The organism is Citrobacter sp. XY323 (assembly GCF_025106035.1).
GTDB lineage: Bacteria > Pseudomonadota > Gammaproteobacteria > Enterobacterales > Enterobacteriaceae > Citrobacter > Citrobacter braakii.
The window spans coordinates 327,513-350,033 of sequence record NZ_JANYUK010000004.1; the positions used below are offsets into that span (position 1 = coordinate 327,513).

At 53.3% G+C, this 22,521-nt stretch carries 20 protein-coding genes; 14 read left to right on the forward strand and 6 right to left on the reverse strand.

What is annotated here, in order from left to right:
- Nucleotides 1–98: 98 nt before the first annotated feature.
- Complete coding sequence (cspD, locus tag N0B36_RS08040) at nt 99–323, forward strand: cold shock-like protein CspD (protein ID WP_003036813.1); 225 nt, start codon at nt 99–101, stop codon at nt 321–323.
- Between the two features lie 74 nt (nt 324–397).
- On the opposite strand, the gene macB is transcribed toward cspD, so the two are convergent.
- Both macB and macA read right to left on the reverse strand, forming a co-directional pair.
- Complete coding sequence (gene macB, locus N0B36_RS08045) at nt 398–2,344, reverse strand: macrolide ABC transporter ATP-binding protein/permease MacB (protein ID WP_181221536.1); 1,947 nt, start codon at nt 2,342–2,344, stop codon at nt 398–400.
- Nucleotides 2,341–3,456, reverse strand: a complete 1,116-nt coding sequence (gene macA, locus N0B36_RS08050) for a macrolide transporter subunit MacA (protein WP_016156938.1) — start codon at nt 3,454–3,456, stop codon at nt 2,341–2,343. The genes macB and macA overlap by 4 nt, the downstream gene beginning before the upstream one ends.
- Before the next feature lie 160 nt (nt 3,457–3,616).
- On the opposite strand from macA, the gene N0B36_RS08055 reads away from it, so the two are divergent.
- A complete protein-coding gene (locus N0B36_RS08055) occupies nt 3,617–4,567 on the forward strand; it encodes a VirK/YbjX family protein (RefSeq protein ID WP_016156939.1) in 951 nt (316 codons plus the stop codon).
- Here the strand turns inward: N0B36_RS08055 and N0B36_RS08060 are convergent.
- Nucleotides 4,564–6,222 carry an ATP-dependent endonuclease gene (locus N0B36_RS08060; protein ID WP_016153655.1) on the reverse strand — a complete coding sequence of 553 codons (1,659 nt, stop codon included), beginning with the start codon at nt 6,220–6,222 and terminating at the stop codon, nt 4,564–4,566. The two genes, N0B36_RS08055 and N0B36_RS08060, sit on opposite strands and share 4 nt — an antisense overlap.
- Before the next feature lie 372 nt (nt 6,223–6,594).
- On the opposite strand from N0B36_RS08060, the gene aqpZ reads away from it, so the two are divergent.
- From aqpZ to N0B36_RS08085, 5 genes are all read left to right on the forward strand, one after another.
- On the forward strand, nt 6,595–7,290 hold the full coding sequence (aqpZ, locus tag N0B36_RS08065; RefSeq protein ID WP_003840208.1) for an aquaporin Z: 696 nt from the start codon (nt 6,595–6,597) through the stop codon (nt 7,288–7,290).
- Between the two features lie 142 nt (nt 7,291–7,432).
- Nucleotides 7,433–8,332, forward strand: coding sequence for a lysine exporter LysO family protein (locus tag N0B36_RS08070; RefSeq protein WP_016153656.1), 900 nt, complete (start codon nt 7,433–7,435; stop codon nt 8,330–8,332).
- 155 nt (nt 8,333–8,487) lie between these two features.
- On the forward strand, nt 8,488–10,140 hold the full coding sequence (gene hcp / locus N0B36_RS08075; protein ID WP_016153657.1) for a hydroxylamine reductase: 1,653 nt from the start codon (nt 8,488–8,490) through the stop codon (nt 10,138–10,140).
- A 10-nt stretch (nt 10,141–10,150) separates the two neighbouring features.
- Nucleotides 10,151–11,119 (forward strand): NADH oxidoreductase, encoded by a 969-nt coding sequence (gene hcr / locus N0B36_RS08080; protein WP_259687046.1) that lies wholly within the window; start codon nt 10,151–10,153, stop codon nt 11,117–11,119.
- 201 nt (nt 11,120–11,320) lie between these two features.
- On the forward strand, nt 11,321–12,937 hold the full coding sequence (locus N0B36_RS08085; protein WP_259687047.1) for an FAD-NAD(P)-binding protein: 1,617 nt from the start codon (nt 11,321–11,323) through the stop codon (nt 12,935–12,937).
- A 72-nt stretch (nt 12,938–13,009) separates the two neighbouring features.
- On the opposite strand, the gene N0B36_RS08090 is transcribed toward N0B36_RS08085, so the two are convergent.
- A complete protein-coding gene (locus N0B36_RS08090; protein ID WP_047501022.1) occupies nt 13,010–13,444 on the reverse strand; it encodes a DoxX family protein in 435 nt (144 codons plus the stop codon).
- A 152-nt stretch (nt 13,445–13,596) separates the two neighbouring features.
- On the opposite strand from N0B36_RS08090, the gene poxB reads away from it, so the two are divergent.
- The 4 genes from poxB (at nt 13,597) to N0B36_RS08110 (ending at nt 18,905) form a co-directional block, all read left to right on the forward strand.
- Nucleotides 13,597–15,315, forward strand: a complete 1,719-nt coding sequence (poxB, locus tag N0B36_RS08095; RefSeq protein ID WP_016156946.1) for a ubiquinone-dependent pyruvate dehydrogenase — start codon at nt 13,597–13,599, stop codon at nt 15,313–15,315.
- A 36-nt stretch (nt 15,316–15,351) separates the two neighbouring features.
- Entirely contained in the window at nt 15,352–16,353 is a 1,002-nt protein-coding gene (gene ltaE, locus N0B36_RS08100) for a low-specificity L-threonine aldolase (protein ID WP_137352637.1), read from the forward strand.
- Nucleotides 16,354–16,363: 10 nt separating this feature from the next.
- Entirely contained in the window at nt 16,364–17,797 is a 1,434-nt protein-coding gene (locus tag N0B36_RS08105; protein WP_016156947.1) for an SDR family oxidoreductase, read from the forward strand.
- 94 nt (nt 17,798–17,891) lie between these two features.
- Nucleotides 17,892–18,905, forward strand: a complete 1,014-nt coding sequence (locus N0B36_RS08110) for an NAD(P)-dependent oxidoreductase (RefSeq protein ID WP_016153664.1) — start codon at nt 17,892–17,894, stop codon at nt 18,903–18,905.
- On the opposite strand, the gene N0B36_RS08115 is transcribed toward N0B36_RS08110, so the two are convergent.
- A complete protein-coding gene (locus N0B36_RS08115) occupies nt 18,902–19,732 on the reverse strand; it encodes an N-acetylmuramoyl-L-alanine amidase (RefSeq protein ID WP_259687048.1) in 831 nt (276 codons plus the stop codon). The genes N0B36_RS08110 and N0B36_RS08115 overlap by 4 nt on opposite strands.
- Nucleotides 19,729–20,052, reverse strand: coding sequence for a heavy metal-binding domain-containing protein (locus N0B36_RS08120; protein WP_001160725.1), 324 nt, complete (start codon nt 20,050–20,052; stop codon nt 19,729–19,731). The genes N0B36_RS08115 and N0B36_RS08120 overlap by 4 nt, the downstream gene beginning before the upstream one ends.
- A gap of 251 nt (nt 20,053–20,303) precedes the next feature.
- On the opposite strand from N0B36_RS08120, the gene N0B36_RS08125 reads away from it, so the two are divergent.
- From N0B36_RS08125 to artI, 3 genes are all read left to right on the forward strand, one after another.
- Complete coding sequence (locus N0B36_RS08125) at nt 20,304–20,819, forward strand: lipoprotein (protein WP_016153666.1); 516 nt, start codon at nt 20,304–20,306, stop codon at nt 20,817–20,819.
- Between the two features lie 225 nt (nt 20,820–21,044).
- A complete protein-coding gene (gene artP, locus N0B36_RS08130; protein ID WP_016156950.1) occupies nt 21,045–21,773 on the forward strand; it encodes an arginine ABC transporter ATP-binding protein ArtP in 729 nt (242 codons plus the stop codon).
- A 16-nt stretch (nt 21,774–21,789) separates the two neighbouring features.
- Nucleotides 21,790–22,521, forward strand: coding sequence for an arginine ABC transporter substrate-binding protein ArtI (artI, locus tag N0B36_RS08135; protein WP_003027298.1), 732 nt, complete (start codon nt 21,790–21,792; stop codon nt 22,519–22,521).

The window sequence follows — 22,521 nt, forward strand, 5'->3', positions numbered from 1 at the left end:
ATTGTAGTTTCGAGAGTTGGCGAGGTTTTGAACAGCCCCCACTCCGCCACCGGTTCATTCCATCTTACTTATATAAGATTTACGAAGGATGTCGAAGCATGGAAACGGGTACTGTTAAGTGGTTCAACAACGCCAAAGGGTTTGGTTTCATCTGCCCCGAAGGCGGCGGCGAAGATATTTTCGCCCATTACTCCACCATTCAGATGGATGGTTACAGAACGCTAAAAGCCGGGCAGTCTGTCCAGTTTGATGTCCACCAGGGGCCAAAAGGCAATCATGCCAGTGTCATCGTGCCTGTCATTGAAGCAGAAGCTGTCGCATAGCTCTTCTGTTTCATTGTGTACATCCCGCAGTCAAAATGCCAGCCTTTGCGGCTGGCATTTTTATCTCGATGGTATTATTCCCGCGCCAGAGCATCTACCGGATCCAGCCGCGCCGCATTTCGCGCCGGTAGCCAGCCAAACAAAATCCCGGTCGCAGTCGAACACAGAAACGCCGTCAATAAGGCTACGGGTGAGAAACCTATTTCCCAGCCAGGCAGGAATAGCTGAAGCGTAAAGGCGATCAGCATCGACAAGCTAATGCCCAACGCGCCGCCAACCAGACACACCAACACCGCTTCAATTAAGAACTGCTGCAGCACGTCACTGGCGCGGGCGCCAACCGCCATACGAATGCCAATCTCGCGCGTTCGTTCGGTTACCGAAACCAGCATAATATTCATCACACCAATCCCACCGACCACCAGCGAAATCACGGCCACCAGCGTCAGGAAGAGTTGTAATGTACGTGTGGTCTTTTCGGCGGTTTTCAAGACACCGTCCATATTCCAGGTGAAGAAATCCTTCTTACCGTGGCGTAACGTCAGTAGTCGGGTGAGCTGCTGCTCGGCCTGGGCACTATCAAAACCGTCTTTCACCCGCACGGTGATCGAGTTCAGCCACGACTGCCCCATAATTCGCCCGGACATGGTGCTGTAAGGCAGCCAGACCCGCAGGATCTTGCTACTGCCAAACATCGACTGTTTCTCTTCTGCAACACCAATCACCGTGGCAGGCATATTCCCCACCAGCACGACTTCGCCGACAACTTTCGCTTTGTTGGGGAACAATTGACGACGGGTATTGCTGTCGAGCACCACCACCTGAGCGCGCCCCGCCAGTTGTTCAGCGTTAAAAGTGGTCCCTTCGCTAAACGTCATGCCATAGACGTTGAAATAGTCGCCGCTAACGCCATTAGCACTGGCTGCCACGTCGATATTGCCATAGCGTAGCCGCAGGTTTTTCGACACCGCAGGCGTCACCGAACTGACCCAGGGCTGCTTCTGTAACGCCGTTAAATCGTCATACTTCAGCGCCTGTTGATATTGTGGGTCGTCGTCGCCGAAATCTTTGCCAGGATAGATATCGATGGTATTGGTGCCGATAGCGCGAATATCTGCCAGCACCAGCTGTTTAGCCGCATCGCCTACCACCACAATCGACACCACTGAAGCAATACCGATGATGATCCCAAGCATGGTCAGTAGCGTTCGCATTTTATTCGCAGCCATTGCCAGCCAGGCCATAGTGAGCGCTTCGCGAAAACCGCTGGCAAACTGCCCCCAACCGGACGCCGTTTTCACCGTCGGCTCCGCGATATCGCGCCCGGTAGAGGGTTTGTGCGACGGCGGATTGCGCACAATCTCGCCGTCACGAATTTCAATGACGCGTTCGGCCTGTGCGGCGACCTGGCTGTCGTGAGTGACGATAATCACCGTATGCCCGCGATCGCGCAGCTGATGCAAAATCGCCATCACCTCTTCGCCTGAATGGCTGTCCAGCGCGCCGGTGGGTTCGTCGGCGAGGATGACCTGTCCCCCGTTCATCAGCGCACGCGCAATACTGACCCGCTGCTGCTGACCACCGGAAAGCTGGGAAGGCTGATAGTCAACTCTGTCGCCCAGGCCCAGTCGCTGCAGGAGTTCTTGGGCACGGGCCAGGCGCTGCTTACGTTCGGTACCAGCGTAGACTGCAGGCACCTCAACGTTTTGCGCGGCGGTTAAATGCGACAACAAATGATAACGCTGGAAGATAAAACCGAAATGTTCGCGACGCAGCTGGGCTAACGCATCGCTATCCAGCGTGGAGACATCGCGCCCGGCAACCCGATACGTACCGCTGGTGGGTTTGTCCAGACAGCCGAGAATATTCATCAGCGTCGATTTCCCCGAGCCAGACGCCCCGACAATCGCCACCATTTCCCCGGCCTGAATGCTCAAGGATACGTCCTTCAATACCTCGACCTGGCCTTCGCCTGATGGATAGCTGCGGCGGATATTGCTCAGTTCAAGCAATACCGTCATTTTGGCGCTCCAGCGTTGCCCTCACCGGTGATGACTTCATCCCCCTCTTCCAGCCCTTTCACGATCTCCACATCAGTGTCATTACGCGCGCCGATAACCACTTCGCGTTCACGGGTTTCGCCGTTACGCAGCAGCCTGACGTTATAACGATTGTTGCCAATAGGATCGCCCAGCGCCGACAGCGGGATCGTCAGGACATTTTTCACATCGGTGAGCTGGATATGGACCTGCGCGGTCATATCCAGACGCAGGATCCCTTTCGGGTTGGGAACTTCGAAGCGAGCATAGTAGAAAATTGCATCATTCACTTTCTCTGGCGTCGGAAGAACATCTTTGAGCTTACCTTCGTAGCGCGTCTGAGGATCGCCCAGTACGGTAAACCAGGCCTTTTGCCCGGGATGCAGGTGAATCACATCCGCCTCGGAAACCTGCGCTTTCACCAGCATGGTGCTCATATCTGCCAATGTCAGAATGTTAGGCGCCTGCTGGGCAGCAATAACGGTTTGCCCCTGAAGGGTAGTAATTTGCGTGACTTCGCCTGCCATTGGCGCGACGATGCGGGTGTAATCAAGGTTGGTTTTTGCCGTATCGAGAGAGGCCTGATTACGCTTAATTTGCGCATCAATTGTGCCGATTTGCGCCTGTTTGACCGCCATCTGAGTAGCCGCCGTGTCGAGATCCTGCTGCGAGACAGCCTGGGTTTTCGCCAGCTGTTGCTGACGGGAAAGCGTTACCCGCGCCAGTTTCCACTCGGCTTCAGCCTGTAAACGCTGAGCGCGTAATTCCATCAGCGTCGCTTCAACCTCTTTAATCTGGTTTTGCGCCTGTTCAGGATCGATAACGCCAAGCAGTTGATCTTTTTTTACTTTGTCGCCAATCGCGACCGACAGCGTTTTTAACTGCCCGCTTACCTGCGCCCCGACGTCAACTTTACGCAACGCATCCAGTTTGCCGGTTGCCAGTACGCTTTGCTGCAGATCGCCCGGACGCACAATTAACGTTTGATACTGAGGTAAAGGCGCATTAAGCGTTCGCCAAAGTGCAATTATCGCCACAATAATGATGATGGCGAAGAGAAAATAGCGCTTTTTGATTTTTCCCTTGAGCTTCATAAATGTCCCAATTTCCCCCAATACGTCCACCAGAGTGGAGTGGTAAACATCAACGTTAAATAAATAGCCGTTGAAAAACGCAAGAATAACAGAGTTATTGATGAATGGTTAAGATCCGCTGTGTTGAAATTAGTACCAGAGTATCCATCGGATTGTTATTATGAGCCAGCTAACTGACAGCACTTTTCATTCTTCAAAACCCGCCACAAGTTTTAGCCTCTTTTGTAGCCTGATGACCGGACATTGGCGCCCTGGAAAATTTTGGCATCAGCGTAGCTTCCGTCGTAAGTTTTTGTTGCGCTCAGCGCTTATGCCACGATTAATGCATGAATGGATGACTGAACTGGCGCAATGGCCTGATCTCGATAGCGTACTGGCACGCCAGCCTCGTCTGCCGGTTCGCCTACATCGCGCCTATCTCGCACAAAACCTTGATCGGAAAATGAAACTGGATGCTGTGCGTTTTCATTACAATGCTATCCGCAGCTCTTTTTCAGCCACGGAATATAAAGCTTATTTAAGTGCGGATGGATTACAACTGGCACAAATTGAAGGCAAAAATAGCGAAATATTTAGCGTAATACTGGGCTCATTTATCTCACTGGATAAAGAAGGTGAAAGTACCATTCTGGTACGCAATAGCGCTGGCGAGACTTTAGCGGAAATGACGTTTACGCTGTGCAATTATCAAGGAAGCAGCACACTGTTTATTGGCGGGTTACAGGGAGGCAGTCGATTACTGCCACATGAAGAAATTCAAAAAGCGACCAAATCATGCTACGGGATTTTCCCTAAACGTATTGTGATGGAAGCCATTTGCTGTTTTGCAGAACAATTGAATATCAAACAAATTCTGGCTGTCAGTAATGAACAGCATATCTTTCGCAGCCCGCGTTACCACGATAAAAACAAGGTGATACTTTCTGACTACAACGCATTTTGGGAGTCGGTTGGCGGTGAGTGCGACAGTCACGGCTATTACCATATCCCACGCACAATGGCGCGAAAAAGCGAAGCGGACATTGCCAGCAAAAAACGCGCGGAATACCGCCGTCGCTACCAGCTACTGGACAGCATCCACTCGCAGCTGTCGTCGATGTTTCGCAACTAATCCGCTCTGCCGCGTGCCAACCACAGCACGCGGGAAAACATTTTTCGCAGCAGCGTTGGCACCGCGTCAACGCCGCGCCGCCCGGCTTCCATCGCCACCTCAATGGCTAAATCTGGTTTTGACGACCGGTGAATCGCCTTCGAGATAATTTTGCGCATATTCATGGGCACGTTTTCGGGGATTTGCGCCACCCTGTGGAATACGTCAGCGAACCCCTGGCGATACATAAAATGTTCCATGTCCAGCGCGGGAAGCATGGTTAAATGATCGCGCTCTTCTTCTCTGTCGTTATTCAACAAACTCCGCACCGTAGCGGCATACTTTTTCCCGGCTTCATCACCATCAACCAGCACATGCCACTCGATACCCATCCGGCGGGCGAACTTAACCAGCGGCTTAAGGCCGGACTGGGCAAATTCAATGACTTTGATACCTTCCGCATCAAAGTGGTGCCCACACTGGCGGGCCAGTTCGTTAATGACCCAGGTTTCCGTTTCGCCTTCCACCAGCAGCCAACAGCGGGCAAACAACGACGATGCACGGTTAAAACGAATATGAAAGGCAATACGCCGACCATCTTCTGCGCTGATCCCACCTGGCCCAAGCCGCCAGGCGGCGACGCGGGAGGACTCACGCACCAGGCGGACAACGTGTTCCACGGGGGTGAGGGACAGTAACTCACCTGAGTTGGTGGTCGCCACCCGTTGCAGCGGAAGCAAATTCAGCAGGTGCCAGGCAACCGACAGCATAATCGGATGTAAACGCGTTTCAGGATCTTCTACCAACAGTAACGGCCGGGCGTCTTTATCCAGCCTCAGCGTGCCTTTGGCCTGTAACAGCGTCGAAAACAGTCCCAACAGGATCACGCGGTGCGTGCGTCCGCCCGGTCTATCAATCATACGGTTGATAATATCCAGATAGCGCCAGCTACGTTGTTCGTTATTGGAACGTCGACGCATCAGACGATAGCGGGACTGACTGGAACCCTGCTCAGAAAAATAGTGTTCCAACAGCTGTACCATGGCCGATAACCCCTGACGTATCTGCCCATCTGTCAGGTTTTGCGGTCGGGTAGCCAGTTCACGTGCCAGAAAATCCAGTTGCCGCGCGGTCACTTCGACATCCGCCGAATCCGGCACCGTACCGTTACGGATCCGTCGCATAAAACGCGCGTCACGCAGGCGCAGTACTGGCATCAAACGCACGAGGTGCCGCGCCTGATCGTTAATGTCGTCGAGGGGAAGCTGATGGCCCTCGCCATCCAGAAAACTGCGTAACGTCAGAACGCTACCGTCGTCCGCACATTCACCTTCCAGTCGATAGAAAATGCGGTGATAGCCATCCTGACACAGCGTCCAGCTGGCTTCCAGAGGACGATACCTGCGCACGCGGTGGCGACCCGGTTGAGACTCACGAAACGTCAGGATGATATGCAGATGATGTTCCCGGCCTTGAATATCGCCCGGCGGGAACCAGAAATCTTCGCGGTCAAAGTGGTACAAATCAGTTTCCGGCGACAGCAACAGGGTTAAAGCATCCAGCAGACTGGACTTACCCCACGCATTCTCCCCAATCAGCACGTTGCTTTGCTCCAGCATCAACGACAGACGGTTAATACCACGAAATCCAACAATCTCAACGCGTTCGAGAATCATATAGCCTCCGGAAATGCTAACTTTTTCCTTCAAGTTATCAGGAGTATAACGGCAAGCGGGCGCTCAGGACACCCGATATGATCAGGAGGTTAGTCGCAGAAATCAAAAAATATAAGAATATTCTTCTTATGTTTTCCCCGGAATATTATTTCAGAACTCAATCATCGCCGTTTTGCTAATTGAACTATGCTTCATTCATCCAATATTCAAAAAGGAATCACAACATATTGCCTTAAATCAAATTTTTTCATCAATTTAACTGGCGAAGGGATGATGTTTTTTTCTAAAATACCGGCTCTTTCATCATCGTCCCTTTTAGCGATGAATTACCGGGTAAGGAACACGAACCCGGAACTTTTAATTGAGGTGGTTATGTTCAGGAAATTAGCAGCCGAATTCTTCGGTACGTTTTGGCTCGTCTTTGGTGGGTGCGGTAGCGCAGTTCTGGCCGCAGCATTCCCGGAGTTGGGTATTGGATTTGCCGGTGTCGCGCTGGCGTTTGGTTTGACCGTATTAACCATGGCATTCGCCGTAGGTCATATTTCCGGCGGACACTTTAACCCGGCGGTGACCTTCGGTTTATGGGCGGGCGGTCGCTTCCCGGCAAAAGACGTTATTGGTTATGTTATCGCTCAGGTTGTGGGCGGTATTGTTGCAGCAGCGGCACTGTATCTTATTGCCAGCGGTAAAGCTGGTTTTGACGCAACTGCCAGTGGTTTTGCCTCGAACGGCTTTGGTGAACATTCACCTGGCGGCTATTCAATGCTTTCTGCCGTCGTAATTGAAATTATTTTGACCGCTGGTTTCTTATTAGTGATCCACGGTGCGACCGATAAACATGCTCCGGCAGGTTTTGCACCTATTGCGATTGGTCTGGCGTTAACCCTGATCCACTTGATCAGTATTCCGGTTACCAACACCTCCGTTAACCCGGCACGTAGTACCGCTGTAGCCATCTTCCAGGGCGGCTGGGCATTACAGCAATTGTGGTTCTTCTGGGTTATGCCGATTATCGGTGGGGTCCTCGGCGGTCTTATTTACCGCACTTTGCTGGAAAAACGCGATTAATCGATAACAAAAAAGGCCTGGCGCAAGTCAGGTCTTTTTTTCCCCGCTATATTTCCTTTTATTTGCAACTTTACTCCCTTCTTTGCATTGAGTAGTGTGTGCTGGCGCATTTCGTCTTACTCTCAGCAAGGATCTGGTTTTCATGTTTTCAGGGCTGTTAATCATTCTGGTTCCCCTTATTGTGGGCTACCTTATTCCGCTTCGGCACAGGGCTGCATTAAAACTCATCAATCGCCTGTTGAGCTGGATCGTCTACCTTATTCTCTTTTTTATGGGTATCAGCCTGGCGTTTCTGGATAATCTCGCCAGCAACCTGTTAGCCATTCTTCATTATTCTGCGGTCAGCGTGACGGTCATTTTGCTGTGTAATATCGCGGCGCTGTTCTGGCTGGAGCGTTCACTGCCCTGGCGACATAACCACAAGCAAGAAAAGCTACCCTCGCGAATTGCGATGGCGCTTGAGTCGCTCCAGCTTTGTGGCGTCGTCGTCGTGGGTTTTCTGCTCGGCCTCACCGGTCTTCCTATTCTGCAGCACGCCACCGAAGCCAGCGAATATACGTTAATCTTTTTACTGTTCCTGGTCGGGATTCAACTGCGCAACAGCGGTATGACCTTAAAGCAAATTGTGCTGAATCGCCGGGGGATGATTGTTGCGGTGGTCGTCGTCGCCAGTTCGATGCTGGCGGGGGTTATCAATGCGTTGATCCTCGGCCTGCCGCTGAAAACCGCGCTGGCGATGGCATCAGGTTTTGGCTGGTATTCCCTGTCCGGTATTCTGTTAACCGAATCGTTCGGGCCGGTGATTGGTAGCGCCGCCTTCTTTAATGACCTGGCCCGCGAACTGATTGCCATTATGTTGATTCCTGGAATGGTGGGCCGCAGCCGCTCAACCGCGCTGGGGCTATGTGGCGCGACATCAATGGATTTCACCTTACCGGTGCTCCAACGCAGCGGCGGTCTGGAGATGGTTCCGGCAGCCATCGTCCACGGCTTTATTCTGAGTCTGTTAGTGCCTTTGCTGATGGCGTTTTTCTCCGCCTGAAGTCAGGACAAATACCTCTCTGGCGGTAGTCATCTACCGCCAAAATTGCGCTAAATCAATCTCCCTGCAAGTTGTAGCAGAAATCCCTTTTATCCCTTCGCGCACAGGCATAACCTTAAACATGTATATTAAATATAACTTTAAAAGGTGTGACCATGTTTTGTGTGCAATGTGAACAAACCATCCGTACTCCGGCAGGAAACGGCTGCTCTTACGCGCAGGGTATGTGCGGTAAAACGGCTGAAACCTCCGATTTGCAGGATCTGCTGATTGCTTCCCTACAAGGTCTGTCTGCATGGGCTGTTAAGGCACGTGAATACGGCATCATCGACCATGAGGTTGATAACTTTGCGCCGCGTGCATTCTTCTCCACGCTGACCAACGTTAACTTCGATTCTCCGCGTATTGTTGGCTATGCCCGTGAAGCTATCGCCATGCGCGACGCCCTGAAAGCGCAATGCCTGAACATCGACGCGAACGCAGCGGTCGCTAACCCGATGGCCGATCTGCAACTGGTCAGCGACGATCTGGGCGACCTGCAACGTCAGGCCGCTGAATTTACCCCGAACAAAGACAAAGCAGCCATCGGCGAGAACATTCTCGGCCTGCGTCTGCTGTGCCTGTACGGCCTGAAAGGTGCGGCAGCTTACATGGAGCACGCGCACGTTCTCGGTCAGTACGACAACGACATCTACGCTCAGTACCACAAAATCATGGCATGGCTGGGAACCTGGCCTTCCGATATGAACGCTCTGCTGGAGTGCTCAATGGAAATCGGCCAGATGAACTTCAAAGTGATGAGCATTCTGGATGCTGGCGAAACCACTAAATACGGCCACCCGACGCCAACTCAGGTCAACGTCAAAGCAACCGAAGGTAAGTGCATCCTGATCTCCGGTCACGACCTGAAAGATCTGTACAACCTGCTGGAGCAGACCGAAGGTACCGGCGTTAACGTCTATACCCACGGTGAAATGCTGCCAGCGCACGGCTACCCGGAACTGCGTAAGTTCAAACACCTGATCGGTAACTACGGCAGCGGCTGGCAGAATCAGCAGGTTGAATTTGCCCGCTTCCCGGGCCCAATCGTAATGACCTCTAACTGCATCATCGACCCAACCGTTGGCGCCTACGATGACCGTATCTGGACTCGTAGCATCGTCGGTTGGCCGGGTGTAAGCCACCTCGAAGGCGACAACTTCGCTCCGGTAATTGCTCAGGCTCAGCAGATGGCGGGCTTCCCGTACAGCGAAATTCCGCACCTGATCACCGTTGGTTTCGGTCGTCAGACTCTGCTGGGCGCGGCTGATACCCTGATCGACCTGGTAAGCCGCGAAAAACTGCGTCACATCTTCCTGGTTGGCGGTTGTGATGGCGCGCGTGGCGAACGTAACTACTTCACCGACTTCGCCACCAGCGTGCCGGACGACTGCCTGATCCTGACTCTGGCGTGCGGTAAATACCGTTTCAACAAACTGGAGTTCGGCGATATCGAAGGTCTGCCGCGTCTGGTCGATGCAGGTCAGTGTAACGATGCATACTCTGCCATCATCCTGGCAGTAACCCTGGCTGAGAAACTGGGCTGTGGCGTGAACGATCTGCCGCTGTCTCTGGTGCTCTCCTGGTTCGAACAGAAAGCGATTGTCATTCTGCTGACCCTGCTGTCTCTGGGTGTGAAAAACATCGTCACTGGCCCGACTGCGCCTGGCTTCTTCACGCCGGACCTGCTGGCAGTTCTCAACGAGAAGTTCGGTCTGCGCTCCGTGACCACCGTTGAAGAAGATATGAAGCAACTGCTGAGCGCGTAAGGAGTAAAGAATGACAATGCCAACTCATCAGTGCCCATGGCGGATGCAGGTTCATCACATCCATCAGGAAACGCCGGATGTATGGACGATTTCGTTGCTGTGCCACGACTATTATCCGTACCGCGCCGGGCAGTATGCACTGGTCAGCGTACGTAATTCAGCGGACACGCTGCGTGCTTACACCCTCTCTTCAACGCCGGGCGTTAGCGAATTCATCACGCTGACCATCCGCCGCATTGACGATGGCTCAGGCTCACAGTGGTTAACCCGCGACGTGAAGCGCGGCGACTATATCTGGCTGTCCGATGCAATGGGTGAATTCACCTGTGAAGATAAAGCGGAAGACAGGTTCCTGATGCTGGCCGCTGGCTGTGGCGTCACGCCAATCATGTCAATGCGTCGCTGGTTGGCAAAATACCGCCCACAGGCAGATGTGCAGGTGATCTTTAACGTTCGTTCACCGCAAGATGTCATTTTTGCCGACGAATGGCGCGAGTATCCGGTGACCTTAGTTGCTGAAAACAATGCCACTGACGGTTTTGTTTCCGGCCGACTGACCACCGAACTGCTGCAAAGCGTACCGGACCTGGCTTCGCGCACCGTGATGACCTGCGGCCCGGCGCCGTATATGGATCTGGTCGAGAAAGAAGTCAACGCGCTGGGCGTGACACGCTTCTTTAAAGAGCAGTTCTTCACCCCGGTAGCTGAAGCCGCCACCAGCGGTCTGAAGTTCACCAAACTGCAGCCGGCAAAAGAGTTTTATGCGCCGGTAGGCAGTACGCTGCTGGAAGCGCTGGAAAGCAATAAAGTGCCGGTTGTCGCCGCATGCCGTGCGGGCGTTTGCGGCTGCTGCAAAACCAAAGTGGTTGACGGTAACTACACGGTCAGTAGCACCATGACGCTGACCGACGCAGAAATTGCTGAAGGTTATGTGCTGGCTTGCTCCTGTCATCCGCAGGGTGATTTAGTGCTGGCGTAATTGGCCGATATCTGATGTACAAAAGGCTACCCGGTTATATCGGGTGGCCTTTTTTTATGTTGTCAGACGCTGCAAAATTCCGATTTTTTCACCCTCCCAGGCAAAATACCGTCCTCCTCCTGCGAATTATCGACCACACTTACCTGGCACAGGTTAAGCAAAACCCCGACTACCGCGTCGAACTTTCTACAAAGGATCCCCATGAAAAAAGTGGCCATCGTCGGCGTAGGTCCCACCGGAATTTATACGTTTCATGCCCTCGTTGAGCGCGGTGAACCGCTGGAGATACAGCTTTATGAGCAAGCTGAGGAAGCTGGCGTAGGCATGCCTTATAACAGCGACAACAACGCAGACCACATGCTGGCCAATATAGCCAGCATTGAGATCCCGCCGATTTATATCAGTTATCTGACGTGGCTACAGAATCAAAGCGATGAATACCTGGCGCAGTTTCGGCTTGAACGTACATCGTTGCATGAGCGGCAATTTTTGCCCCGGGTGATCCTCGGCGACTATTATCGCGATCGTTTTTTAGCCATTGTCGATAAAGCGCAAAGATCCGGGTTCACAATTCGCGTATATGAATCAAGTAAAGTCACCGACCTGCAAGCAAACCCGACTGGGGTCTCCCTGTGGATCAATCACGCGTCACAGCCCGTCGAAGTGGATTTCGCCGCTATCGCCAGCGGCCATCTGTGGCCAGAAACTGATGCTCAAGCACGCAAGTTTTTCCCCAGTCCGTGGACCGGCCTGATGGAGGCGCAGATTAGCGCTTGCAGGGTGGGTATTCTGGGCACCTCGCTAAGCGCTATCGACGCGGCGATGGCCGTGGTCAGTCAGCATGGTACCTTCACCACCAATACCGACCGTTCACTGCAGTTCACGCGTAAACCCGACAGCCAAAACCTGAAGCTGACCCTGATGTCGCGCAGCGGTGTGCTGCCTGAGGCGGATTTTTACTGCCCTCTTCCCTATGAACCGCTGAATATCGCGACGCAAGAAGCGATTGAAAACGCCATTGCCGAGGGCCAAAACGGATTACTGGACCGCATCTTCCGGCTTATTGTGCAACAACTGCAAGACGCGGCGCCAGGGTGGTGCCAACAGGTAGCACTTGCAACGCTTAACGCCGACACATTCCCCGAGGTCTATTTTGCCGACAGGCTCAAGCATGACCCTTTTGACTGGGCGAGGCGTAACCTGGTGGAGGTTGAACGCAACAAGCAGGAACAACATACCGTCGCCTGGCGCTATACCTTATTGCGCCTACACGAGGTTATTGAAGAGATCGTTCCTCATCTTGATGCTCACGACGAAAAAAGTTTCAGGCACGGACTGGCGCGCGTCTTTATTGATAACTATGCGGCAATCCCGTCTGAATCTATCCGCCGATTGCTGGCTCTGCACGATGCCGGGCTGATTGAGATCCTCGCACTCGGCAAGGATTATGAGCGTACGAATGAGCAGGAAAGGACGGTCATTTACCACCACGGTCAGCGCAGTGAATTTGATGTATTTATTGACGCCCGAGGACAACGGGCATTGCAGAGCAAAGATATTCCGTTCCCAACGCTACGCGATCAACTGCTGGCCTGTGGCGATGAGATCCCGGATATCGGCGAAGATTACACGCTGCAAGCGCCGGAAAACGCCCGCAACCGCATCGCCTTTGGCGGACTGCCGTGGTTGATGCACGACCGTCCCTTTATTCAGGGGTTGGTGGTTAGCGCTGAAATAGGCACCGCGATGGCAAAGGCATTGACGCAACGTGCACTGAGACGTCGGCACAAACTGTGGAGCAGTGTCGACATGGATTAGCGGCCAGATTTAATGGCGAGGCGGAGATAGGTTAACGCATTCCCGCCTCTGTATTGATTCTCGGATGGCAAACTATCGCCAGGCCGAGTTTCCGGCAACGGAGAATCGCCCCGCGCCCAAAAATGCCACGGCCAGAGCGCCGATGAAGAAATACACCAGACTTTCAATTGCCCATGCGCCGGTTTTATCCAGTGACCAGGTTTCACCCATCCCGACCATCAGCCATGCCACCACCATCGTAAACGCCAGCCCCAACGCCGCCGGACGCGTCAGGATCCCAAGAATAATCAGACACGGTGCCACAACCTCTCCCAGCAGAACGCCATACGCAATAAAGCCGGGGAAACCTTTCGCTATCAGCATGCCACCGATGCCATCAATACCCGCGAACAGTTTATGCAGCCCATGAAACAGCATTAATCCCCCCACGGCAATACGTAACAAAAACTTGCCAAAATCTTCATGAGTCAGTACCCGGTTAACTGTATTTAATAGTTTTATAACCATTTGAATTTATTCCTTGTTTCACCATGTCCAATAACAAACTACGCTTAATACAGGCTTAATGAAACCTGCCGGAAATAAGAGGTAATGATAAGCATAACTATTATCTTCATCTAAACTTGTAACCGGTATCACATTAAAGGAGAAGGAAAACCATGAAACAAACGGTTGCCGCTTTTATTGCTAAAACACTTGAACAAGCTGGCGTTAAACGCATTTGGGGTGTGACGGGTGACTCGCTAAATGGCCTTAGTGACAGTCTGAATCGTATGGGAACGATTGACTGGATGCCAACCCGTCATGAAGAGGTTGCGGCCTTCGCCGCGGGCGCTGAAGCGCAGTTGACGGGAGAACTGGCCGTCTGCGCTGGCTCGTGTGGACCAGGCAACCTGCACCTGATTAACGGCCTGTTTGATTGCCACCGCAACCACGTCCCGGTACTGGCAATTGCCGCACACATTCCATCCAGTGAGATAGGCAGCGGTTATTTTCAGGAGACCCACCCGCAAGAGTTGTTTCGCGAATGTAGCCACTATTGCGAGCTGGTTTCCAGCCCTGAACAGATCCCACAGGTGCTGGCAATTGCCATGCGTAAAGCGGTGCTCAACCGCGGCGTCTCCGTGGTGGTATTACCCGGCGACGTCGCGCTGAAGCCAGCACCTGAAAGCGCCAGCACTCACTGGTATCATGCGCCGCTCCCGGTGGTCACTCCGGAAGAAGAAGAGCTCAGAAAACTAGCGCAACTGCTACGCTACTCCAGTAATATCGCCCTGATGTGTGGCAGTGGCTGCGCCGGTGCGCATAAAGAACTGGTTGAGTTTGCAGCTAAAATAAAAGCGCCGATTGTGCACGCCCTGCGTGGTAAAGAGCATGTTGAGTACGACAACCCTTACGACGTGGGCATGACCGGGCTGATCGGCTTTTCATCCGGCTTCCATACCATGATGAATGCCGACACGCTGATCCTGCTAGGTACCCAGTTCCCCTATCGCCCGTTCTACCCCACCGACGCCAAGATTATTCAGATCGATATCAATCCGGCGAGCATTGGCGCGCACAGTAAAGTTGATATGGCGCTGGTAGGCGATATTAAATCCACACTCCGCACCCTGCTGCCGCTGGTGGAAGAAAAAACCGATCGGCAGTTCCTGGATAAAGCGCTGGAACACTATCGTGAGGCGCGTAAAGGGCTGGATGATTTAGCCAAACCCAGCGATAAAGCCATTCATCCGCAGTATCTGGCGCAGCAGATCAGCCATTTTGCCGCTGACGACGCCATCTTCACCTGCGACGTTGGCACGCCAACGGTGTGGGCGGCACGTTATCTGAAAATGAACGGTAAACGCCGTCTGATCGGTTCGTTTAACCACGGGTCGATGGCCAATGCCATGCCGCAGGCGCTCGGCGCGCAAGCGACCGAACCGGGACGTCAGGTTGTCGCAATGTGCGGTGACGGCGGTTTTAGCATGCTGATGGGCGACTTTCTGTCGGTTGTGCAAATGAAGCTGCCAGTGAAGATTATTGTCTTCAACAACAGCGTGTTGGGGTTTGTGGCGATGGAGATGAAAGCTGGCGGTTATCTGACCGACGGCACCGAACTGCACGATACAAATTTCGCACGGATTGCCGAGGCTTGCGGCATTACGGGCATTCGCGTGGAGAAATCCTCAGAGGTTGATGAAGCGCTGCAAAGGGCGATGTCGATTGACGGTCCGGTGCTGGTCGATGTGGTCGTCGCGAAAGAAGAATTGGCGATCCCGCCGCAGATCAAACTCGAACAAGCTAAAGGTTTTAGCCTGTATATGCTGCGCGCAATCATCAGCGGGCGCGGTGATGAAGTGATCGAACTGGCGAAAACTAACTGGCTCAGGTAAAACAGAGGGCATTACCTCACTTAAAAAGGAATGCCCGTGATTGATTTACGCAGTGATACCGTCACCCGGCCAAGTCGCGCCATGCTCGAAGAGATGATGGCTGCCCCGGTCGGGGACGACGTCTACGGTGATGACCCTACCGTTAATGCCCTCCAGCAATACGCAGCCGAGCTTTCTGGCAAAGAAGCCGCAATTTTCTTACCCACAGGCACTCAGGCGAACCTGGTGGCTCTCCTCAGCCATTGTCAGCGCGGAGAAGAGTATATCGCCGGTCAGGGCGCACATAACTATCTCTACGAAGCGGGTGGCGCAGCGGTGCTCGGCAGCATTCAACCGCAACCTATCGACGCCATGCCGGATGGCTCTTTGCCGCTGGACAAAGTGGCGGCAAAAATCAAAGCGGACGATATCCATTTTGCCCGCACGCGTTTGCTCAGCCTGGAAAACACCCACAACGGCAAAGTGCTACCACGCGAGTATCTGAAAGAGGCCTGGGAATTCACCCGTGAGCGCAATCTTGCGCTGCATGTCGACGGCGCGCGTATTTTTAACGCCATCGTCGCCTATGGCTGTGAGTTAAAAGATGTCACGCAATACTGCGATTCGTTCACCATTTGTCTCTCCAAAGGTTTAGGAACGCCGGTAGGCTCACTGCTGGTCGGCAGCCACGAGTACATCAAGCGCGCCATTCGCTGGCGTAAAATGACCGGCGGCGGAATGCGTCAGGCCGGTATTCTGGCGGCGGCGGGACTGTATGCGCTGAAAAATAACGTGTCGCGTTTACAAGAAGACCATGACAACGCCGCCTGGATGGCGGAACAACTGCGCGAAGCAGGAGCGGACGTCATGCGCCACGACACCAACATGCTGTTTGTCCGCGTTGGCGAAGAACACGCTGCGGCACTGGGCGAGTACATGAAAGCGCAAGGCGTGCTGATTAACGCCTCGCCGATTGTGCGTCTGGTGATGCATCTGGACGTATCGCGTGAACAGCTTGCTGAAGTCGTCGCCCACTGGCGCGCTTTTTTAACCCGCTAAGGAGATAGGCGTGCCGCAACGGATTTTGGTTCTTGGCGCCAGTGGCTACATTGGTCAGCATCTGGTACAGGCGCTCAGTCAGCAAGGGCATCAGGTGCTGGCTGCGGCACGCCGCATCGAGCGGCTGGAAAAGCAGCAGTTGGCCAACGTCAGTTGCCATAAGGTCGATTTGAATTGGCCAGATAACCTAACGCCGCTGCTGACCGGCGTTGATACGGTCTATTACCTGGTCCATGGCATGGGAGAAGGCGGTGATTTTATCGCCCATGAGCGCCAGGTAGCAATGAACGTGCGCGATGCGCTACGTGATACGCCAGTCAAACAGCTTATTTTCCTGAGCTCATTACAGGCTCCCCGGCATGAACAATCCGATCATCTGCGTGCGCGACAGATAACCGCGGACACCCTGCGCGAATCAGGCGTGCCAATGACCGAATTGCGCGCTGGTATTATCGTAGGGGCAGGTTCTGCCGCCTTTGAAGTGATGCGCGACATGGTCTACAACCTGCCGGTACTCACCCCTCCGCGCTGGGTGCGCTCGCGTACCACACCTATCGCGCTGGAGAATTTAATGTACTACCTGGTGGCGTTGTTGGATCATCCTACACGCCAACACCGCGTACTCGAAGCCGCCGGGCCGCAGGTATTGAGCTATCAGGAGCAGTTCGAGCATTTTATGGCGGTCAGCGGTAAACATCGCCTGCTCATCCCTGTCCCCTTTCCTACCCGCTGGATTTCGGTCTGGTTTTTGAACGTCATAACGTCAGTGCCGCCGACCACGGCAAAAGCGCTGATACAGGGGTTAAAACACGACCTGCTGGCCGATGACACCGAATTACGCACCCTGATCCCGCAAAAGCTGATTGCCTTTGATGACGCGGTGCGCAGCACGTTGAAAGAAGAAGAAAAGCTGGTCAATTCCAGCGACTGGGGTTACGACGCGCAGGCATTTGCCCGCTGGCGCCCCGAATATGGCTATTTCGCTAAACAAGCTGGCTTTAGCGTTGAAACCTCCGCCAGTCGGCAGGCGCTGTGGCAAGTGGTGAATCGCCTCGGCGGCAAAGAAGGCTATTTCTTTGGCAATATTTTATGGAAAACGCGCGCGGCGTTGGACCTGCTGGTCGGCCATAAGCTGGCGAAAGGCAGACCGCAACACTCTCTGTTGCAGGTTGGCGATACCGTTGATAGCTGGAAAGTGATCATCGTTGAGCCAGAAAAACAGCTGACGCTGCTGTTTGGGATGAAAGCGCCAGGATTGGGTCGACTGAGCTTCACGCTGGAAGATAAAGGCGACCACCGACGCATTGATGTCCGCGCCTGGTGGCATCCGCACGGCATGCCAGGCCTCTTCTATTGGCTGCTGATGATCCCGGCGCATCTGTTCATTTTCAGAGGGATGGCGAAGCGTATTGCTAAACTTGCAGAACAAATCACAGACTCATGATAAAAAGAGCCTGTATTCTTTCATGTTTCCCATTGCATACAGACGAAATTCACGGAAGAATGCGCACGACGTTTTTTAAACACAGTGGATTGATATGAAGGTACTGGTTACCGGAGCCACCAGCGGCTTAGGCCGAAACGCGGTTGAGTTTTTATGCAGCAAAGGCGTCAGCGTCAGAGCTACCGGTCGCAACGAAGCGATGGGCAAGCTGCTGGAGAAAATGGGCGCAGAGTTTGTGCATGCCGATTTGACCGAGCTGGTCTCTTCGCAGGCAAAAGTGATGCTCGCCGGTATCGATACGCTGTGGCACTGCTCCAGTTTTACCTCACCATGGGGAACTCAGGAAGCTTTCGATCTGGCCAACGTTCGCGCAACCCGCCGTCTGGGCGAGTGGGCCGTGGCTTGGGGCGTTCGTAACTTCATTCATATCTCATCACCGTCGCTCTATTTTGATTATCACCACCATCGCGATATCAAAGAGGACTTCCGCCCCCAACGCTTCGCCAATGAATTCGCCCGCAGTAAAGCGGCTGGCGAAGATGTGATTGCGTTGCTGACACAGGCCAACCCGCAGACCCGTTTTACGGTATTGCGTCCGCAAAGCTTGTTCGGACCACACGATAAAGTCTTTATCCCGCGCCTGGCCCATATGATGTACCACTACGGCAGCATCCTGTTGCCGCACGGCGGAAGTGCGCTGGTGGATATGACCTACTACGAGAATGCGGTGCACGCGATGTGGCTGGCAAGTCAGCAAGCCTGCGATAATCTGCCGTCGGGTCGCGCGTACAACATTACCAACGGCGAGCATCGCACCCTGCGCAGTATTGTGCAGAAACTTATCGACGAGCTAAATATTGATTGCCGCATCCGCTCCGTGCCCTACCCGATGCTGGACATGATTGCCCGCAGCATGGAGCGGCTAGGCAATAAATCCGCGAAAGAGCCAAAGCTTACGCATTACGGCGTCTCGAAGCTGAATTTTGACTTTACGCTGGATACCACCCGCGCTCAGGAAGAATTAGGTTATCAGCCCGTTGTGACGCTGGATGAAGGGATTGAGCGTACCGCGGCCTGGCTGCGTGACCACGGCAAGCTGCCGCGTTAACCCTGCCCGTATTTCTCCAGTAACGCTTCGGCAATCGCCTGAGTTTCTGCATCCGCCACGCCGTTCCACAACGTCGGGCGGAAGTGCATCTGGAAGGCCATAATCACCCGCCGCTGTTCACGCGGCGTCATTTCAGGTTTTACCTCATAACCATAGCGCGACAGCAGATCGAGCAATGATGAGGTTTCTACCGGTGTATCGGGCGCTCGCCCGGCAAGATAAAACGCCACCCGCTGAGCATCCGGCCACGCGCCAATTCCTTGCGCAGCCAGTTCTTCCCATGGAAACAGTGGACCTGGATCGTCCTTGCGCTGCGGTGCGACATCCGCATGGGCCGCCACGTTCTGCGGTTTTATGTCATAGCGGGCAATAATATCTTTCGCCAAGGGGATTAACGCCTGAATTTGCGCGGGTTCAAACGGCGCAAAATACTTGCTGCCCGCCGATTTTTGCCAGCCACGGTTTTCCAGCTCAATGCCGATCGAGGTATCGTTAATTCGCGTAGCGCCGCGCCAAAAGCTAATCCCCGCATGCCAGGCCAGATCTTTTTCCGCTACCAGTTGCCAGATACGCGGTTTGCCGTGGTAGAGCGGCGGCACTGCCGGGATCAGATAGTGCGAGCTGACGTTTTTATCGGTCAGCGTAGCCAGAGAAGAGTCGAAATCATCGGCCGTGTAATGGATAACCAGCACTTTAATGCGCGGGTAAGCAGCCTGCGCCTGACGACGGGTATCTAACTGATACCCGTCTTTGTCGACAATCCCTTTTTCGCCAGCACATCCTACCAGCAGCAGCGTTAATGCCAGCAGAGACAGCAGACGCTTCATCGGCGAGTTTTCACCGCGGTGCCGCTGACGCTCACCATCAGCATGCTACCGTCTTTGCCTACGGTTTCGTAATCGATATCGATACCGACTACCGCATCAGCACCGAGCGCTTTTGCCTGTTCACCAAGCTCCTGAAAAGCAATTTCACGCGCTTTACGCAGCTCTTTTTCATACGCGCCGGAGCGACCGCCGACGATATCGCGAATGCCGGCGAAGAAATCGCGGAAGATATTCGCGCCTAAAATGGCTTCGCCAGTCACAACACCGCAGTATTCCACGATGCTCTGCCCTTCCAGCGTAGGGGTAGTCGAAAACTGCATGGTAAATCTCCTTTTTGCGCTAAGAGCACGATCTCAAAAGCATTATCGAACCGATCCACTATCATTGAAAGGATATATTCTTTACACAAAATAATTCGAGTTGCAGGAAGGCGGCAAGAGAGTGAATCCCCAGGAGCATAGATAACTATGTGACTGGGGTGAACGCACGTAGCCAACGCACAAGCAACTTGAAGTATGACATGTAAATCAACGTAGAACACTAATAGTAGAAAGCTAATAAGGAAATCATTATGCGCTACTCGAAACTCTCTCTGCTGGTTCCATGTGCACTACTTCTCAGCGCCTGTACTACCGTAACGCCGGCCTACAAAGATAACGGCACGCGTAGCGGCTCATGCGTAGAAGGCGGGCCAGACAGCGTGGCTCAACAATTCTATGATTACCGTATTCAGCACCGAAACAATGACATTACCCCCCTTCGTCCGTACCTCAGCGACAACCTGGCGAAACTGCTGAACGATGCCAGCCGTGATAACGCGCATCGCGATCTGTTTAACAGCGATCCGTTCTCTAGTCGCGCTACGTTACCGGACAGTGCCAGCGTCGCCAGCGCATCGACCATTCCGAATAGTGATGCACGCAACATTCCGCTGCGCGTAGAGCTTAAACAGGGTGACCAAAGCTGGCGTGATGAAGTGCTGATGATCCGCGAAGGCCAGTGCTGGGTAGTTGACGATGTCCGCTATCTGGGCGGCAGCGTACACGCGCCAGCCGGGACGCTGCGCCAGTCTGTCGAAAACCGCTAACCGCCCCATTCACCCGCCTGAACCATAACCCCCATAAATTGTCTGGCATTCTGCATAGAATGCCGACAATTATTCTTGCCCACTGGTGGCCCCGCTATTTTGTGCTATGTTTAGATAAGAATGCGGTTTGCATTTAACTTTTAACGCATAAATATTGCATAACTATTCTGTCAAAGGTAGTATCTGCGGCTTCAATAGCTATCAGACTGCCAGTATCGAGTGTCAATGAGTATTCAATTAAACGGCATTAACTGCTTCTACGGCGCACATCAGGCGCTGTTCGATATCACGCTGGATTGCCCTCAGGGTGAAACACTGGTGTTACTTGGCCCAAGTGGAGCCGGGAAAAGCTCGCTGCTGCGCGTACTCAACCTGCTTGAGATGCCGCGCTCGGGCACGCTCTCTATTGCGGGTAACCGTTTCGACTTCACGAAGACCCCGTCAGACAAAGCCATTCGGGAGCTGCGTCAGAACGTGGGCATGGTCTTCCAGCAATACAACCTTTGGCCGCATCTCACGGTTGTGCAGAATCTGATTGAAGCGCCCTGCCGCGTACTGGGTCTGACAAAAGATCAAGCGCTGGCGCGTGCCGAAAAATTGCTGGAACGTCTGCGCCTGAAGCCGTACAGCGATCGCTACCCACTGCATCTCTCCGGTGGCCAGCAACAGCGTGTGGCCATTGCCCGCGCGTTGATGATGGAGCCGCAGGTGCTGCTGTTTGATGAACCTACCGCAGCGCTTGATCCGGAAATTACTGCCCAAATCGTCAGCATCATTCGTGAACTGGCGGAAACCAACATTACTCAGGTGATCGTCACCCACGAAGTGGAAGTTGCACGTAAAACGGCCAGCCGTGTGGTGTATATGGAAAACGGTCATATCGTCGAGTTTGGGGATGCGAGCTGCTTTGCCAACCCGCAAACCGAAGCGTTTAAAAACTATCTCTCTCACTAAGATTCGGGACAATACAATGAAAAAAGTTCTGATTGCCGCGCTAATCGCAGGTTTTAGCCTTTCCGCTACCGCAGCCCAAACCATTCGTTTCGCCACCGAAGCGTCTTATCCTCCGTTTGAATCTATTGATGCGAATAACAAAATCGTAGGGTTTGACGTTGATCTGGCGAATGCGCTGTGTAAAGAGATTGACGCGACCTGTACCTTCACCAATCAGGCCTTCGACAGCCTGATCCCGAGCCTGAAATTCCGTCGTTTTGACGCGGTGATGGCCGGTATGGACATCACGCCAGAGCGTGAAAAACAGGTTCTGTTCACCACCCCGTATTACGACAACTCTGCCCTGTTTGTTGGCCAACAGGGTAAATACACCAGCATTGACCAGCTGAAAGGCAAAAAAGTCGGTGTACAAAACGGTACTACGCACCAGAAATTCATCATGGATAAACATCCGGAAGTGACCACCGTACCGTATGACAGCTACCAGAATGCCAAACTCGATCTGCAAAATGGTCGTATTGACGGCGTATTTGGTGATACCGCAGTGGTGACCGAATGGCTGAAAGATAATCCAAAGCTGGCCGCAGTTGGCGACAAAGTGACGGATAAAGATTACTTCGGTACGGGTCTGGGCATCGCTGTGCGCCAGGGCAATACCGAGCTGCAGCAGAAATTTAACGCTGCGCTGGAAAAAGTGAAGAAAGATGGGACTTACGAGACCATCTACAACAAATGGTTCCAGAAGTAA